Origin of the sequence: Megasphaera sp. (assembly GCF_047831605.1) — a bacterium.
Lineage (GTDB): Bacteria > Bacillota > Negativicutes > Veillonellales > Megasphaeraceae > Megasphaera > Megasphaera intestinihominis.
The window spans coordinates 26,954-43,391 of sequence record NZ_CP181255.1; the positions used below are offsets into that span (position 1 = coordinate 26,954).

Sequence of the window (16,438 nt, forward strand, 5' to 3'; positions counted from 1 at the left end):
ATTAAAAGACGTCCCTCTTCACAGGATACGGCAAAACATGGTATCATTAAAAGGATTGTTTGTTTCAGTGAGAATTACGATAAGGAGGTATCATCATGAATCTGGATGGTATCACATTACATTGCATTACCAACGAACTGGCCGACATCCTCAAGGGCGGCCAGATTTCTAAAATCTATCAGCTCGACGCCCGGTCCCTCTATTTCCGCATCTTCAACGATACGGGCATCCATCACCTGGTCATCACCCTGGACGACTCGCCGCGCCTGTACGTCGCCGATACCATGCCGCCGACGCCGGATATCCCGACGGGCCTCTGCATGTTCCTGCGCAAATATTATGAAAACGGCCGCATCGCGTCCATCGCCCAGCTGCACCTGGACCGGCTCATCGAAATCGCCGTCGACGTCCTCGACATGTCGGGCCGCCTGGTGACACGTAAAATCCATGTCGAACTCATGGGCAAATACAGCAACGTCATCTTTACCGAAGACGGCACCATCATCGAAGCCCTCATCAAGACGGGGAAGAACAAGCAGGCCCTGCGGACCATCGCCCCCAAGGAACCCTATGCCTTCCCGCCGAACTTCATGCGCATGGATCCCTTTGCCTTTTCGGCCCAGGAACTGACGGACATGATGGAAACGGGTACGGACGAACCGCTCAAGACGTGGATGCTCAAGCGCTTCAACGGCATGAGCACCATCGTCCTCAACGAACTGTCCCACGATTCGGGCATCGATGCAGGGCGGCCCGTCGGGGACCTGTCGCCGGCAGACCGTTTCGCCTGGTGCCGTACAGTCGAAGCCTTTGGCAAGCGCCTGGAAGGTATGTCCGGGGCTTACGTCTATACGGTCAAGGGCAAGGAAGTCATCTTCCCGCTGGAACTGCACAGCCTGGCCCAATATCCGCGGCGCCACTTCAGCCTCATCGAGACCTACCTCAGCGAATACCAGGCCACGCACCGCAGCCTCAACGGCGAACAGGAACAGCTGCAGAAGAAGGTCGGCAAGCTCATCGAAAAGCAGAAGCGCAAAATCAAGCGCATTGCCAGCGAAATGAAAGAAACGAAGAAAATGGATACGTACAAGCTCTACGGTGACCTGCTCATGATCTACGCCTACGAAAAGCACGACCATGAAAAAGAAGTGACTGTCCAGAACCTCCTGTCGGAAGACCAGGAAAAGGTGACCATTCCCTTGAATCCGGCCTATTCCATGACGGACAATGCCAATCGCTATTACAAGCGCTACACCAAGATGCGTAACCGCAAGCAGATGTCGGCCCAGCTCCACGAAGAGAACCAGAAACACCTGGACTATCTCTATTCGCTGGAATACGCCCTGGAAAACACGAGTACGAAAGATGAGATCGCCGATATCAAGGCCGAAATGAAACAGATGAACCTCATCAGCGGCCACAACCGGGACAAGCTCAAAAAAGAATCGGCCCAGGATATCCTGACCCTCCAGGCCGACGGCCTCGATATCTGGGTCGGCCGCAACAACCGGCAGAATGACTTCCTGACCCTGAAGAAAGCCCATCCCTATGACCTCTGGTTCCACGTCAAGAACCAGCCCGGCTCCCACGTCATCCTGGCCTGCCACAATGTGACGCCGACGGATGCCCAGATCGAACGGGCTGCCCAGCTGGCCGCCTACTACAGCAAAGCCCGGGAAAGCTCGAAAGTCGAAGTCGACTGCACCCTCGTGCGCCACGTCAAGAAACCGGCCCACGCTGTCCCGGGCTACGTCATCTTCACCGACCAGACGACGTATATGGTAGAACCAAAAAAATGATAATTTGTGGCTCGTAGTTCGTGGTTCGTAGGGTCAGCGAAGCTGACTGAGAGGTTGCCTTTTATCACAGTTTCGCCAGAAGACTCCTTCCTCTTAGGTAGGGGATGAATGGCGATGGATTTCGCAGGTTCGATGCCTGCGAAATTCACCCTATATATTTTCCATCTTAGCCTTTTCACTACGTCTACGGTATAATGGTAGATAACAGAGGAGGTGGATTCCAGATGTACTTGACGCAATCGAATGTCATCCGTGGCTTGTCGAAACAAGAGTATACGATGCTCCGGGAAATGTGCCAATACAGCAATAACCTGTACAATGTAGCGGTCTATACGATTCGGCAGCATTACTTCGATACCCAGCAATTCTTGCGGTACGAAGAAAATTACCCCATCTGCAAGGAAAATGAAAACTATGGCTTGTTACAGGCCGGTGTCGCCCAGCAGATATTGAAGATGGCCGACCGAAGTTTTCGTTCTTTTTTCGGGCTTTTGCAGAAAGTCAAGTCAGGTGACTATGGTTCAAAGGTTGTCTGCCTGCCACACTATCGTGAAAAAGGCGGTCTCTTCAATCTCATCTTGTCGACGAACGCTATTACCATTAAGAATGGCTTCTTAACCGTGCCGATGAGCCGTGAATATATGAAACGCCATAATGGACATCGGATTCGGATTCCTGTTCCCGACAGGCTGAAGGATAAGACAATTCAGGAAATCCGTATCTGTCCCATGTATGGTGGACGGTATTTCAAGATTCAGTATTGTTACCTAGAGGACCCAGAACCAGTGAAAACCTCGTCAGGCCGTATCTTGGCTATCGACTTAGGGCTGGACAATCTGGCCGCCTGCGTTACCAATACGGGGACGTCGTTCCTCATGGACGGTCGTAAACTCAAATCTATCAACCAGTATTGGAACAAACGCAAAGCCAGACTCCAAAGCATTGCCGCCAAGCAGGGCCGGAAGACGACGAACCAGCTCTGTCAGTTAGCGAAGAAACGCAATTTCCGGATGCAGGACATCCTTCGCAAGACAGCCCGCTATATCCTCGATTTTTGCATCCGTCATCAGATAGGTATCATTGTTTGCGGCTATAATCGCGATTTCAAACGAGGACTAAAGCTGGGCAAAGTGACGAATCAGCATTTCACTCAAATCAGCTTGAGCTATCTGCGCAGTACCTTGAAACAGCTGTGTGAACGCTACGGGATAACCTATCTGGAACAGGAAGAATCGTATACTTCTCAGGCCAGCTGCCTGGACTTGGACGATATTCCCGTATACCAGCCGGATGTCCCCTATACAGGAACGTTCAGCGGGACACGAATCCAGCGCGGCCTGTACCGTTTCGCCAACGGCAGGACGGCCAATGCCGACATCAACGGCGCCGCCAACATCTCCGTAAAAGTAAGCAGAACTTCGATTTCGAGGGACTGTGTAAGGGGCTTTTGGACAGCCCTTTGAGAATAAGGCTATCCTGATTTCAGGAGGAAACTTAAACAGCAACCTTCTCAAGAATCTCCTGCTTCTATAAGCGGGAGAGGTTCAATTGCTTAATTTGTGGTAAAATATTGCAAAAATTAAGCCGTTTAGGGTATAATGGGATATTGAATAGACTAATAAGGGGGTTCGTAAATGCGAAGTATGACTGGTTTTGGCAGCGGTTCCGGCAACGACGGGAAACTGGCTGTCACTCTTGAAATGCGCGCTGTGAACCAACGTTTTTTGGAATTGAATATCCGCATGCCTCATGCTTATCTGGCCCTGGAAGACCGGTTGCGCAATGGCATCAAGGCCATCCTCAAGCGGGGCAAAGTCGACGTCTTCGTCACCGTTCAGGACCTGGACCCGGCGGCACCGGATGTCCGCGTCGACCACGCTGCCTTAGGCGCCGTCAAGACGGCCTTGCAGGACGTGAACGACCGTTTCTTTGAAGGCAAGGCCGTGACCCTCGGCGATGTGACGTCCCTGACCAAGGACTGGTTCGTCCAGACGCCGCCGGCCATCGATGCTGATGCCAGCTGGCCGCCTTTTGAAGCCGCCCTGCAGGGGGCCTTGGACAGCATGGTCGCCATGCGCGAACGGGAAGGGGCCAATATCAGCCGGGATCTCCTCAGCCGGGCCGACAAGATGGCAGCCCTCGTCGAATCCATTGCCAGCCGCAAGGAAATCATCGTCCAGGCCTATGAAGAACGGCTGGAAAAGAAAATCCTGGCCCTCATGGATAAGGTCCAGTCCGCCGTTCCCGATGAAGACCGGCTCTTGCAGGAAGTGGCCATCTATTCGGATAAAGTCGATTTCACCGAAGAAGTCGTTCGCTTCCGCAGCCACTTGAACCAGCTGCACGCCATGCTGCAAAGTCCCGGCGAAGTAGGGCGCAAGCTCGATTTCCTCATCCAGGAAATGAACCGCGAGACCAACACCATCGGCTCCAAGGCCGGCGACCTGGCCGTGACCGAAGCGGTCCTGCAGCTCAAGAATGAAATCGAAAAGATACGCGAACAGGTGCAGAATATCGAATGATGAATTTCAACTTATTAAATATCGGCTTCGGCAATGTCGTCATGGGCGACAAAGTCGTGGCCATCATCAGTCCTGAGTCGGCGCCCATCAAGCGCCTCGTCCAGGATGCCCGTGATGGGAATACCCTCATCGATGCGACTTTTGGCCGCAAGACCCGGTCGGTCCTGGTCATGGACAACGGCTGGATCATCTTGTCGGCCTTGCAGCCCGAGACGATTTCTCACCGCATCGTTCCCGCCGGCAGCGATTCCTTCTGGGAAGATGCCGCTGACGACGGGGAAACAGAAAAGGAGTAGTAATGCTATGAATGATTCCGGATTGCTCATCGTCGTGTCCGGCCCGTCCGGAGCCGGCAAGGGGACTATCTGTTCTGCTCTGCGGGAACAGTTCCCCAATATCCAGTATTCCATTTCTATGACGACCCGTGACCCCCGGCCCGGGGAAGTAGACGGCGTCAATTATTATTTTGCCGATAACGCGCGGTTCGAACAGCTCCTGGCAGAAGATGCCTTCCTGGAACACGCCAAGGTCTACGACCATTACTACGGCACGCCCAAGAAGTACGTCTACCAGATGTTGGAAGAAGGCAAGCATGTCATGCTGGAAATCGACATCCAGGGAGCCATGCAGGTCAAAGAACGGTATCCCCAGGGCGTCTTCATCTACATCGTACCGCCCAGCCGGGCTGTGTTGGAAAAACGCCTCCGCGGCCGCCAGACCGATTCGGACGACGTCATCGCCGGCCGCCTGGCCAAGGCCCGGGAAGAACTGGACTGGATCGACCGCTATGATTATGTCATCGTCAACGACGATTTGGATAAGGCCGTCGACGAAGCGGCTTCTATCTTGAAAGCCGAACAGTGTAAAGTGACGCGCAATGCCCATCGCATCGCCCATACGAAAGAATTGTACAAATAATAGGAGAGATGAACTATGTTAATTAAACCGACTCTTGAATCCCTGATGACTAAAGTGGACAGCAAATATACGCTGGTTACGCTGGCTGCCAAACGGGCCCGCCAGCTTACCGATGGCGACGAACCCCTCGTCGACGTCGATACGACGAAAGTAGTTTCCATTGCCATGGAAGAAATCGACCAGGGCAAGATCACGTATGAAGCACCGCGTGACGGCATTAAATAACACGGAGGTGTTTTCCATGAGCTTGGAAAAGAAAAAGATTGTCTTAGGAATCACTGGCGGCATTGCGGCCTTCAAGGCAGCTTCTATTGCCAGTCAGCTCCGCAAGCGGGGGGCCGAAGTCAAATGCATCATGACCGACCATGCGACGAAACTGATTACGCCCTTGACGATGCGGGAAATTTCCGGCAATCCCGTTGCCGTATCCATGTTCGACGATGTGCCTGAATTCAACGTAGAACACATCGCCCTGGCCCGCTGGGCCGACGTCTTCGTCATCGCACCGGCGACGGCCGACATCATTGGCAAGATCGCCAACGGCATTGCCGACGACATGCTGTCGACGACGGTCATGGCTACGACGGCACCGGTCCTCATCGCACCGGCTATGAATACCAACATGTATCTCAACCCCATTACTCAGGACAATATGGCCAAGCTGAAGAAATTCGGCTATCATTTCATCGCTCCCGACAGCGGTCATCTGGCCTGCGGCATCGACGGCGTCGGCCGCCTGCCCGAACCGGATACCATCGTCGACTACATCGAGCTCCTGGCCTGCCGCAATGACCTCCTGAAAGGGAAAAAGGTCATCGTCACGGCTGGCGGCACGCGGGAACCTATCGACCCGGTCCGCTTCATCGGCAATCATTCCAGCGGCCGCATGGGCTTTGCCATCGCCAAGGCTGCCGTCATGGCCGGTGCTGAAGTCACCCTCGTCGCCGGGACGACGGATAACCTCAAGACACCTGTAGGCCTGGCCCGCCGCATTGATGTCGGCAGTACGCGTGACATGAAAGCTGCCGTCGATTCCTATTATGACGACTGCGACCTGGTCATCAAAGCCGCAGCTGTCGCCGATTACCGTTCGGCCCATCCGGCGGAAAACAAGATCAAGAAAAACGACGATACCCTGACCATCGAAATGGCCAAGAACCCGGATATCCTCTATGGCCTGGGCCAGCGCAAGACCCATCAGACCCTGGTCGGCTTTGCTGCCGAAACGACGAATGTCATCGAATACGGCACGAAGAAGCTCAAGAAGAAGAACCTCGACATGCTCGTCGCCAACGACGTCAGTGCCGAAGGAGCCGGCTTCAAAGGGACGACCAACATCGCCACCCTGCTTTTCCCGGACGGCTCTATGGAAAAATTAGAAAAAATGGATAAAGACGAACTCGCTGCCATCATCGTAGCCCGCGCGGCTGCCATTATGGCGAAAAAGAATAGTTGATAGCAGGGAGTTTGCAGAAAAAGGACTGTCGCATGTGCGACAGTCCTTTTTAGCAGTCAGCAGCTAGCTGTTAGCAGTTAGCAAATGAATTTAACTTTAAAAGTATCTTTACAAACTATGGGCCGATCACAAAAAAATACACGGCCCGTGGCCTTGTGCGTAGGGGACGCCTGGAAGGCGTCCCGCTGTGATATTCGATCATAGCCCATTCGGGCTTAATAGTATGTTTTTTTAATCACGAACCACGAGCCACTAACCACTAACCCGCCCTACGATGGCTTTGGCGAAGCCGTTGAGGTTGGTCGGGCCGACGGAGAGGATGGGGCAGTTATTTTCTTTGGCTTCCGTAATGGCCCAGCGGACGAGGGGCGTCTTGCCGTCTTCCAGGTTGACGACTAAGAGGGACGCTTCTTTCAGCATCCGGTCATCGCCCGGCTGGCCGCTGATGAGGAGGACGGCACCGAAACGGCGCTGGATGCGGCGCTGCCAGTCGGGATCGCCGCCGGCCAGGGCTATCTGACGGCCCGTGAGGAAGCGGTCCAGCTGGCGCGTATAATCGCGCTGGGTCATGAAGGAGGGCAGGTCCAGGCCGCGGTCTTCCGGGTCCCGGACGGAACGCGACGCTTCCTGGGGCGTCACTTTCCGCGGCGCCTGGCCTTTGGTCATATCCGGCCGCACCTGGCGCTTGTTGAGTTCCTTGCGCAGGGCCAGGAGTTCGGCAATCTGGCTGGATGCCGTTTCCTTTATCTTTTCGATATACTGTTCCTGCTTGCGGATACGGTCTTCATACTGTTTGCGGTCCTGTTCGCGGCCCGTCCTTTCCGCATCGAGTTCCTGGCGCAGCCGTTCCAGTTCAGAAAGGACGGCCGTGCGGTTCTTGGCTTCCAGGCGCAGGCGCAGGAGTTCTTCCCGGTCGGCGTCCATCTGGGCTTTTTCTTCCCGCAGCTGCTGAAGTTCTTCTTTTTCTTTGCCCATCATCATGGCCGGCGTTTCCTGGCCGCCAGTGACGGCTTCGTCGGACCAGGGCTGGTCGCAGATGACCATGAGATAGATGCCCAGGGCATGGGCTGCCGCGTGCTTGGCCATCTGCACGTCTTCAAAGACGTCGGTCAAGCCGAGAATCTGACTGTCCGTCTGGAGCATGAGCAGGTCGATGATGCCCATATAGGAAAAAGATTCCATAGTCTGCGCCATATCGTAGCGTTCGAGGTGGATCGTGCCGGCGTAGATTTCTTCCGGGTTCTGTTTGGACGTATAATACGTATTGATGAGCAGCCGGTCGGCCGTCCGTTCGTAGATGCGCAGTACCAAGGCGTCTTCCTGGTCTGTGCCGGTGTGGCGGCTGAAGGTCAGCCGTTCCTGGGAAAGAAGGGTCGTCACCAGGCTCGGGGTCTTGTACCATTTGCCGAATACTTCTACCCGCTTGGCCAGCCGCAGGTCGCCGGGCTTGCTGCAGGTTGCATAATCAAAATAAGGGTCGTTGAAGAATATATCTCTAGGCCGCAATTTGGTCATATCTAATCATCCTTTCTATCTTCTCCATTATAACCCTGCCTATAGGGCAACGTCTAGTAGACAATGTTTTTTAGGCATAAAAAACACTTGCAAAATAGGCGGACTTGAATTATAATGGATGAGCAAACCAAATAAAGAACCATCAAGAGACGACGGAGGGACTGGCCCTGTGATGTCGCAGCAACCTTCAGCTATGAAAGGTGCTAATTCCAGCAGTGATATACTGGCAGATGGGGATTAGAAGCCCCTCTCATGAAGTCATGGATGAGGGGAATTTTTTTTAAGGAGGATCACTCATGGCAAAAAATCGTGAATTCTTTACATCCGAATCCGTCACCGAAGGCCATCCCGATAAAATGGCTGACCAGATTTCGGACAGCATTTTGGATGCCATTCTCGCAAAAGATAAAAACGCTCGCGTTGCCTGCGAAACCCTGGTAACGACTGGTATGGTACATGTCGTCGGTGAAATTTCTACGACGTGCTACGTCGATATCCCGCACATCGTCCGCGAAACGATTCGTGACATCGGCTATACCCGCGCTAAATATGGTTTTGACTGCGACACTTGCGGCGTCCTCGTTTCCCTGGACGAACAGTCCCCGGACATCGCTATGGGCGTCGACGATGCCTTGGAAAAGAAAGAAGGCAATACGGATAAGTTCGATACTATCGGCGCTGGCGACCAGGGCATGATGTTCGGCTATGCTACCAATGAAACGGACGACTACATGCCGCTGCCGATTTCCCTGGCACACCGCCTGGCACGCCGCCTGGCCAAAGTCCGCAAAGACGGCACACTGCCCTATCTCCGTCCCGATGGCAAGACCCAGGTCACTGTCGAATATGAAGACGGCAAACCGGTCCGCATCGATACGATCGTCATTTCGGCACAGCACAGCCCCGAAGTCGGCCGCGAACAGATCGAAAGCGACCTCCTCGAATTCGTCATCAAACCGGAACTGCCGGAAGGCTTGTTCGACGACAAGACGAAACTCTTCATCAACCCGACTGGCCGTTTCGTCATCGGCGGTCCTCAGGGCGATTCGGGCCTCACAGGCCGTAAGATCATCGTCGATACCTATGGCGGCATGGCTCGTCATGGCGGCGGTGCCTTCTCCGGCAAGGACCCCACAAAAGTCGACCGCTCGGCCGCTTATGCAGCCCGTTACGTCGCCAAGAACGTCGTCGCTGCCGGCCTGGCCGATAAATGCGAAATCCAGCTGGCTTATGCCATCGGCGTAGCCCGCCCGGTTTCCATCCACGTCGAAACCTTCGGTACGGGCAAAGTCCCGAACGAAAAGATCGTCGAACTCATCGAAAAGAACTTCGACCTTCGTCCGGCTGGCATCATCGCCATGCTCGACTTGCAGCGCCCGATTTACAAACAGACCGCTGCCTATGGCCACTTCGGCCGCAACGACCTCGACCTGCCTTGGGAAAAGACAGACAAAGCCGAAACGCTCCGCAAAGAAGCCGGCTTATAAGAGGCGGTTCGATAAACTGAACATCCAGAAAAGAGGCTGTCCCATTAAGACAGCCTCTTTTTGGGTATTGAGTTTGCAGTTTGTAGTTTTTTAGTGCGACAGCCCCATACAAAGGAGGTGTCCTTTTGATTGCTGAAATCATCATCAATACGACGGCGAAACGGCTGCAGCAGACTTTTTCCTATACCGTTCCCGATGGTCTGGCCGTCCGCGTCGGCAGCCGCGTCCTCGTGCCCTTTGGTCATCGCCGGGAAGAGGGCATCGTCGTCGCCCTCCATGAACAGCTGGACGAACCGGCCGATTTCACACTGAAGCCCGTCGAAGGCCTGCTTTCGACGCAGACCGGCTTCCAGGAAGAAATGATCCGCACGGCCATCTGGATCCGCGACTACTATGTCTGCAACCTTTCCGAAGCCCTGCGCCTGTTCATGATCGACAAGAAGGGCCTGGTCCGCCAGGAAATCTTGTCCGTCGGCCCGGCTGCGCCTGTGAGTCCTGAAGGGCGGCAGCTCCAGGCCTATGTCGCCGACAAGGGGAGCCGTGAAAAGGGCAGCCTTGTCCGCCGCTTCGGCAGGGACCTCGTCGAAACGGCCCTGGCCCGCCAGGTCCTGACCAGCCGGACTTATTACAAGAACCAGATTGCCGACAAGATGGAAGACTGGCTTTCCTTCGTCCACGATGATGACGAAGACATCCTCCACGGCCGGCGGCGCCAGCAGGAACTGCTCCAGGCCTTGAAAGAGAAGGGGGAAGGGGCCGTTTCCTATTGGCAGGGCCAGGGCTACAGCCGCGACCTCATGCGCCGTCTCTGTGCGACAGGCCTGGCCCGCTGGAGCCAGCGGCCGGCCAGGACGACGAATATCCTGCCGACCCTTTCTGGCGATGCTCCCTTTACGCTGACACCGGAACAACAACAGGCAGTTAAAGTTATCGGAAGCGATGAACAAGGAAAAACCTACGTCCTCCACGGCATCACCGGCAGTGGCAAGACCGAAGTCTACATGCAGCTGGCCAGCCAGGTCCTGAAAGAAGGCCGGCAGGTCGTCGTTTTAGTGCCGGAGATCGCCCTGACCGGGCAAATCGTCCGCCGTTTCCTGCGCCGCTTCGGCGACGATGTCGTCGTCATGCACAGCCAGCTTTCCCAGGGTGAGAAGCGTAACAACTGGCTGCGTATGCAGAACGGGACGAGTCATATCTGTATCGGTGCCCGGTCGGCTGTCTTTACGGCGGCCCAGTCCATCGGCCTGTTCATCGTCGACGAAGCTCATGACAGTTCGTATAAGCAGGACGAAGCGCCGCGCTATCATGCCGTCGCCGTGGCCCGCCAGCGGGCTGCGTACTACGGCTGCCCCGTAATTCTTGGCAGTGCCACGCCGGCGCTGGGCGACTACTATAAGGCCCTGCAGGGCGATTATGTCCTGGTCGAGCTGACAGAGCGCGTCGGCCAGCGGCCCCTGCCTTCGGTCCAGGTCGTCGACATGCGCGATGAATTGGCCCGCGGGAATTACCGCGTCGTTTCCGATTGCTTATTGAATCTCCTGGAAGAGACACTGGCAGCCCGGCAACAGGCCATCATCCTTCTCAACCGCCGCGGCTTCTCGACATTCGTTATGTGCCGCAAGTGCGGCTACGTCGTCAAATGCGATACGTGCGACGTGGCCATGGTCTACCATCGTCAGGCCGCCCACCTGCGCTGCCATTACTGCGATGCCGAAAAGCCCGTGCCGACGGTCTGTCCGTCATGTGGCAGCAAATACATCAAATTCTTTGGCAGCGGCACGGAAAAAGTGGAACAGCAGCTCCACGAACTCCTGCCGTCGGCGCGCATCATCCGCCTCGACCAGGATACGACCAGCCGCAAGCACAGCGGCGACCGTATCATCGAAGCTTTCCGCCGTCATGAATATGACATCCTCCTGGGGACTCAGATGGTCGCCAAAGGCCACGATTTCCCCGGCGTCAGCGCCGTCGGCATCTTATCGGCCGACAGCCTGCTCAATATCCCGGCCTACTGGGCTGGGGAACGGACCTTCCAGCTCCTGACCCAGGCGGCTGGCAGGGCTGGCCGCGGTGATATCCCGGGGCGCGTCGTCATGCAGACCTACGCGCCGGACCATTACGTCATCCAGTGCGCTGCCCGCCAGGATTACCGGGCCTTTTATGACCAGGAAATCCAGTTCCGGAAAGAATTGGGCTATCCGCCTTTCCAGGAAATGGCCAAGATCTTAGTCCAGGATGAATCAGAAGAACAAGTCTGGCGCAAGGCCAACGACGTCGCAGCGGCCCTGAACAGCTGGAACGGGGACCACGGCGATGAAGTCGCCGTCATCGGTCCTTACGAAGACGTCATCAAGAAGATACGCAATAAATACCGCCTGGTCCTGTCCCTGACCGGAAAAGACCTGACAGCCATCAAAAAAGCCATGCAGCGCATCCCGGCCTGCTGGCAGACCGGCGTCCTCATCGATGTCGATCCCGTATAATCGTGGGGAATCGCACCTGCCTGTTCAGTCCGTCTGGGATGTGAGTACATTCCCACATCGGGCAGGAACGGGCGCCCCACGTGGCGACCCTTACAGTGCAAAATAAAAAATGAAAGAAGCATTCTGAGAAACTTCATGGCCATGGCGCCCTTCAGGATACGTCCGGAACCGCCCTCAGTGTTACTTCTTCCATTGCTGACGATGTAACATAACCTTATAAATGTTGTCAATTACGGCAGGAGAGAAATGGGCTATTTCAAGCAATTCTGATGAATCTATAGCATTTCTGGCGATTTCATACTATAATAGAAAAAAATAAGCATTTTTACTATTACAATGAGGTGAAAGTTACATGGCAGTACTTACTATTATTAAAGCCGGGGATCCCGTCCTGAAAGCGACGGCGAAACCCGTTACGAAAGTGAATAAACATATAAAGAAATTGCTCGACGACATGGCAGAAACGATGTATGCTGCTGAAGGCGTAGGCTTAGCTGCGCCGCAGGTCAATGAATCGCTGCAGCTCATCGTCCTCGACGACGGCAACGGCCTCATCGAGCTCATCAATCCGGAAATCCTGGAAAAATCGGACGAAACCAATGTCGATACCGAAGGCTGCCTGAGCATCCCCGGATATTACGGCAAAGTGGAACGGGCTTCCAAAATCAAGGTCCGTTCGCTGACACGTCACGGCAAGACCGTCATCTATGAACCGGAAGGCTTCCTGGCCCGTATTTTCCAGCATGAAATCGACCATCTCTATGGCCATCTGTTCATCGAAAAGGCGACGGATTTACAGAAAGTAGGGGACTAATGGATAAGTTACGTATCGTATTCATGGGGACGCCGGACTTTTCCGTCCCGTCCCTGGAAAAATTGGCCCAGGCCGGCTATGATATCGCTGCCGTCTACAGCCAGCCCGATAAACAGCGGGGACGCGGCAAGAAGGTGACTTTCTCGCCGGTCAAGGAAAAGGCCCTGGAACTGGGCATCCCCGTCTTCCAGCCTGATTCCATGCGCAGTGACGACGTCATCGAACAGCTCCGCAGCCTGGCGCCGGACGTCATCATCGTCATCGCTTACGGTAAGATTTTGCCGAAAGCTGTCCTGGACATCCCGAAATACGGCTGCCTCAACGTCCACGGCTCGCTGCTGCCGAAGTATCGCGGCGCCGCCCCCATCCAGTACGCCATCAAAGACGGCGAAGCCGAAAGCGGCGTGACCATCATGCTTCTCGACGAAGGCATGGATACGGGGAAGATGCTGAAAAAAGCGGCTATTCCCCTGGATGCCAAGGAAACGACGGGGACCCTCTTCGATAAATTGTCCATCCTCGGGGCCCAGACCCTGCTCGACGTCCTGACCGACCTGGATGGCTATGAAAGCCGCGCCGTCGCCCAGGATGAAAGCCAGGCGACGTATACGGCCAAGATTACCAAGGAAGAAGCCCACATCGACTGGTCCCAGGATGCGGCCGTATTGGAACGGCTCATCCGGACGCTGGATCCCCATCCGGGTGCCTATACCATCTGCCACGATGGCAAGCGCCTGAAGATATGGGCAGCCGACGTCGTCGAAGGGACACAGGCTGCGCCGGGGACCGTGTTATCGGTGACTAAGAAACAATTCACCGTCCAGACCGGGAAAGGGGCTTTGCGCATCTGTGAAGTCCAGCCCGAAAGCCGCAAACGCATGGCTGCTGCCCAATATCTGCAAAGCGCAGCCTTGACGGCTGGTGAATTATTATAAATGACTCAGTGCAGAGAAGCGGGACAACTGCCGCAACGAAGACGGTTGCCCTGCTTTTGTGCTGTTCGCTACTGCTTTAAAAGCACAGGGAGGAATCCATGAACGTTCGTGAAATTGCCTTTCAGAGCCTGCTGACTATCTGCCGCGATGAAGGCTATAGCAATATCGTCGTCTCCAAGGCGATACAGACCCATCAATTTGCCGACAGGGACCGGCGCTTCTATACGGAGCTGGTTTACGGCACCTTGCGCTGCCTGAATTATCTGGATTGGATCATATCACAGATCAGTACGCGCAAACTGCAAAAACTCGACCCTGTCTGCCTGGCCATCATCCGCCTGGGCTTATATCAGATTTTCGGCATGACCAAAGTCCCCAAATCAGCGGCCTGCAATGAAGCCGTCAAGATGGCGACGAAATTCGGCAACCGGGGCATGGCCAAGTTCGTCAATGCCATGCTGCGCAACAGTATCCGCCGCCGCAGCCAGTTCGTCATCCCCGATAAGGGCGAAAACATCGTAGCCCACCTGGCCCTGACCTATCATCAGCAGGAATGGCTCGTCCGCCGCTGGATCGAAGCCTATGGCCCGGACGATACGGAACGGCTCTGCCAATATTTCGATACGATCCCGCCGCTGTGCCTGCGCGTCAATACGGCCCAGACCAGCCGCGAAGAGCTGCTGGCCGATTTGGAAAAACAAGGCCTGCCGGCCCGCCCGGCTGCCATTTCACCAGACGGCATCTACCTCGACGGCAATCCCGGCATCCATGAACTGACATGCCTGCGCGATGGCCGGGCCATCATCCAGGACGAACCGTCCCAGCTGGTAGCCCATATCGTCGATCCTCAGCCGCACGAAGTCATCTTCGACGTCTGCGCCGCTCCCGGCGGCAAGACGACGCACCTGGCCACACTGGGCGGCCCGTCCTGTGTCGTCTACGGCGGCGATATCCATGAGCATAAACTGCGGCTCATCGAATATAATGCCCAGAAACTGGGCCTCAAGAATGTGCGGACCCTGCTCCAGAACGGCTGCACCATCGGCCAGAAGTACGCCGGCAAAGCCGACCGGGTCCTGGTCGATGCCCCTTGTTCGGGCCTCGGCGTCCTGCGCCATAAGATCGACCTGCGCTGGCGCAAGAATCCCAGCGACCTGCGCACCCTGCCGGCCCTGCAGCGGCGCATCCTGGACAGTGCATCCCAATGCGTCCGTCCTGGCGGCATCCTGGTCTACAGTACCTGCACCATGAATGATGATGAAAACAGCCGCATCGTGGCTGCCTTTTTGAAGAATCATCCGGAATTCCACGTAGAAAACGCGACGCAGTGGCTTCCCGTTCCCGGCCATGAAGGGCCTTTCATCCAGCTCCTGCCACAGCGCGACGGCCTGGATGGTTTCTTCATTGCCCGCATGAAAAAGGAGGGCTGACATGAGTAATGTATTTGATATGACCAAAAAGGAACTCCAGGCGTTCCTCGTCGCCCAGGGGATGAAAAAGTTCCGGGCCGACCAGATTTTTCATTATATTTATAAGCAAAATATCTTTTCCTGGAATGATATGGTCCTACTGCCCAAGAAAGACCGGGAACAGCTGAAGGAAGTGCTGCCAATCTATTTCCCGGAAGTCGTGTCCCGCCTGGACGCCCCGGACGGACAGACAGTGAAGCTCTTATTGCAGCTGGCTGACGGTGAGACCGTAGAAACGGTCCTCATGAAGCACGACTATGGCAATTCCATCTGTGTATCGTCCCAGGTCGGCTGTGCCGTCAACTGCGCCTTCTGTGCGTCCGCCAAGAATGGCTTCGTCCGCAACCTGTCGGCTGGCGAAATGGTCGCCCAGCTCCTGGCTTTCCGCAAATACGTCACGCCGGACCTCCATTCTATCGTCATCATGGGGACAGGGGAACCGCTCCTCAACTACGATAACGTCATCCGCTTCATGAAGCTCATCCACGAAAAGGATACGCTCTATCTGGGCTATCGCAACATGGCCTTGTCGACGTCGGGCATCGTCCCCAAGATGTACGACCTGGCCAAAGAGGGCATGCCCATCACCCTGGCCGTATCCCTCCACGCGCCGAACGATGCCTTGCGGCGTCGCATCATGCCGATTGCCGAGAAATATCCCCTCGACGAAGTCCTGAAGGCGGCCCGCCACTATTTCGATGTCACTGGCCGGAAGGTCACCTTTGAATACATCCTCATCAAGGGCCTGACTTGTACCAACGCCTGCGCTAAGGAACTGGCCCGTCTCCTGGGTGGTCAGAACATCCTGGTCAATGCCATTCCCATCAACGACAACTACGACGTCGGCCTCTACCGGCCCGATGAAAAGACGATGAATGAATTCGTCACGTATTTGCAGCGCCACGGCGTTTCCGTCACTCTGCGGCGGGAAATGGGCAGCCAGATACAGGCCGCCTGCGGCCAGCTGCGCATAAAACGCGAAAAAATTTGACAGGTGACGGCGAATATGATATGAATTAATGTGTACCTATAACGAAACA

General features: G+C 55.3%; 14 protein-coding genes and 1 riboswitch. Of the genes, 13 read left to right on the forward strand and 1 reads right to left on the reverse strand.

Translation table 11 applies throughout. The features are described from left to right. The first annotated feature begins 95 nt into the window (after nucleotides 1-95). From ACFWUB_RS00160 to coaBC, 7 genes are all read left to right on the forward strand, one after another. Nucleotides 96-1,799 carry an Rqc2 family fibronectin-binding protein gene (locus ACFWUB_RS00160; RefSeq protein WP_020311562.1) on the forward strand — a complete coding sequence of 568 codons (1,704 nt, stop codon included), beginning with the start codon at nucleotides 96-98 and terminating at the stop codon, nucleotides 1,797-1,799. A gap of 224 nt (nucleotides 1,800-2,023) precedes the next feature. Next, entirely contained in the window at nucleotides 2,024-3,262 is a 1,239-nt protein-coding gene (locus ACFWUB_RS00165; protein WP_416183975.1) for an RNA-guided endonuclease InsQ/TnpB family protein, read from the forward strand. A 171-nt stretch (nucleotides 3,263-3,433) separates the two neighbouring features. Beyond that, nucleotides 3,434-4,321 carry a YicC/YloC family endoribonuclease gene (locus tag ACFWUB_RS00170; protein ID WP_416183976.1) on the forward strand — a complete coding sequence of 296 codons (888 nt, stop codon included), beginning with the start codon at nucleotides 3,434-3,436 and terminating at the stop codon, nucleotides 4,319-4,321. Next, complete coding sequence (gene remA, locus ACFWUB_RS00175) at nucleotides 4,321-4,617, forward strand: extracellular matrix/biofilm regulator RemA (protein WP_020311559.1); 297 nt, start codon at nucleotides 4,321-4,323, stop codon at nucleotides 4,615-4,617. Before ACFWUB_RS00170 ends, remA begins: the two co-directional genes overlap by 1 nt. Nucleotides 4,618-4,624: 7 nt before the next feature. Further along, complete coding sequence (gene gmk / locus ACFWUB_RS00180; RefSeq protein ID WP_292107342.1) at nucleotides 4,625-5,239, forward strand: guanylate kinase; 615 nt, start codon at nucleotides 4,625-4,627, stop codon at nucleotides 5,237-5,239. A 15-nt stretch (nucleotides 5,240-5,254) separates the two neighbouring features. Next, nucleotides 5,255-5,464: a DNA-directed RNA polymerase subunit omega gene (gene rpoZ, locus ACFWUB_RS00185; RefSeq protein WP_014016712.1), complete on the forward strand. Its 210-nt coding sequence runs from the start codon at nucleotides 5,255-5,257 to the stop codon at nucleotides 5,462-5,464. A 16-nt stretch (nucleotides 5,465-5,480) separates the two neighbouring features. Further along, nucleotides 5,481-6,695 carry a bifunctional phosphopantothenoylcysteine decarboxylase/phosphopantothenate--cysteine ligase CoaBC gene (gene coaBC / locus ACFWUB_RS00190; protein ID WP_020311557.1) on the forward strand — a complete coding sequence of 405 codons (1,215 nt, stop codon included), beginning with the start codon at nucleotides 5,481-5,483 and terminating at the stop codon, nucleotides 6,693-6,695. 252 nt (nucleotides 6,696-6,947) lie between these two features. Here the strand turns inward: coaBC and ACFWUB_RS00195 are convergent, their stop codons facing one another. After that, the gene (locus ACFWUB_RS00195; RefSeq protein WP_020724107.1) at nucleotides 6,948-8,210 is read right to left on the reverse strand and encodes a hypothetical protein; all 1,263 of its coding nucleotides are present in this window, start codon (nucleotides 8,208-8,210) and stop codon (nucleotides 6,948-6,950) included. A gap of 136 nt (nucleotides 8,211-8,346) precedes the next feature. Further along, nucleotides 8,347-8,447: riboswitch (SAM riboswitch) on the forward strand. A 59-nt stretch (nucleotides 8,448-8,506) separates the two neighbouring features. Between ACFWUB_RS00195 and metK the strand changes: the two genes are divergently transcribed. The 6 genes from metK to rlmN all read left to right on the forward strand — a co-directional run bounded on the left by metK (nucleotide 8,507) and on the right by rlmN (nucleotide 16,389). Further along, on the forward strand, nucleotides 8,507-9,697 hold the full coding sequence (gene metK, locus ACFWUB_RS00200) for a methionine adenosyltransferase (protein ID WP_020311554.1): 1,191 nt from the start codon (nucleotides 8,507-8,509) through the stop codon (nucleotides 9,695-9,697). Between the two features lie 125 nt (nucleotides 9,698-9,822). Beyond that, nucleotides 9,823-12,180: a replication restart helicase PriA gene (gene priA / locus ACFWUB_RS00205; protein ID WP_416183977.1), complete on the forward strand. Its 2,358-nt coding sequence runs from the start codon at nucleotides 9,823-9,825 to the stop codon at nucleotides 12,178-12,180. A gap of 352 nt (nucleotides 12,181-12,532) precedes the next feature. Continuing rightward, nucleotides 12,533-12,994, forward strand: a complete 462-nt coding sequence (gene def / locus ACFWUB_RS00210) for a peptide deformylase (RefSeq protein ID WP_020311553.1) — start codon at nucleotides 12,533-12,535, stop codon at nucleotides 12,992-12,994. Further along, nucleotides 12,994-13,929, forward strand: coding sequence for a methionyl-tRNA formyltransferase (gene fmt, locus ACFWUB_RS00215; protein ID WP_020311552.1), 936 nt, complete (start codon nucleotides 12,994-12,996; stop codon nucleotides 13,927-13,929). The genes def and fmt overlap by 1 nt, the downstream gene beginning before the upstream one ends. A 98-nt stretch (nucleotides 13,930-14,027) precedes the next feature. After that, nucleotides 14,028-15,359: a 16S rRNA (cytosine(967)-C(5))-methyltransferase RsmB gene (gene rsmB, locus ACFWUB_RS00220; protein WP_020311551.1), complete on the forward strand. Its 1,332-nt coding sequence runs from the start codon at nucleotides 14,028-14,030 to the stop codon at nucleotides 15,357-15,359. Nucleotide 15,360: 1 nt separating this feature from the next. Further along, the gene (gene rlmN / locus ACFWUB_RS00225) at nucleotides 15,361-16,389 is read left to right on the forward strand and encodes a 23S rRNA (adenine(2503)-C(2))-methyltransferase RlmN (protein WP_020311550.1); all 1,029 of its coding nucleotides are present in this window, start codon (nucleotides 15,361-15,363) and stop codon (nucleotides 16,387-16,389) included. Nucleotides 16,390-16,438 lie beyond the last annotated feature (49 nt).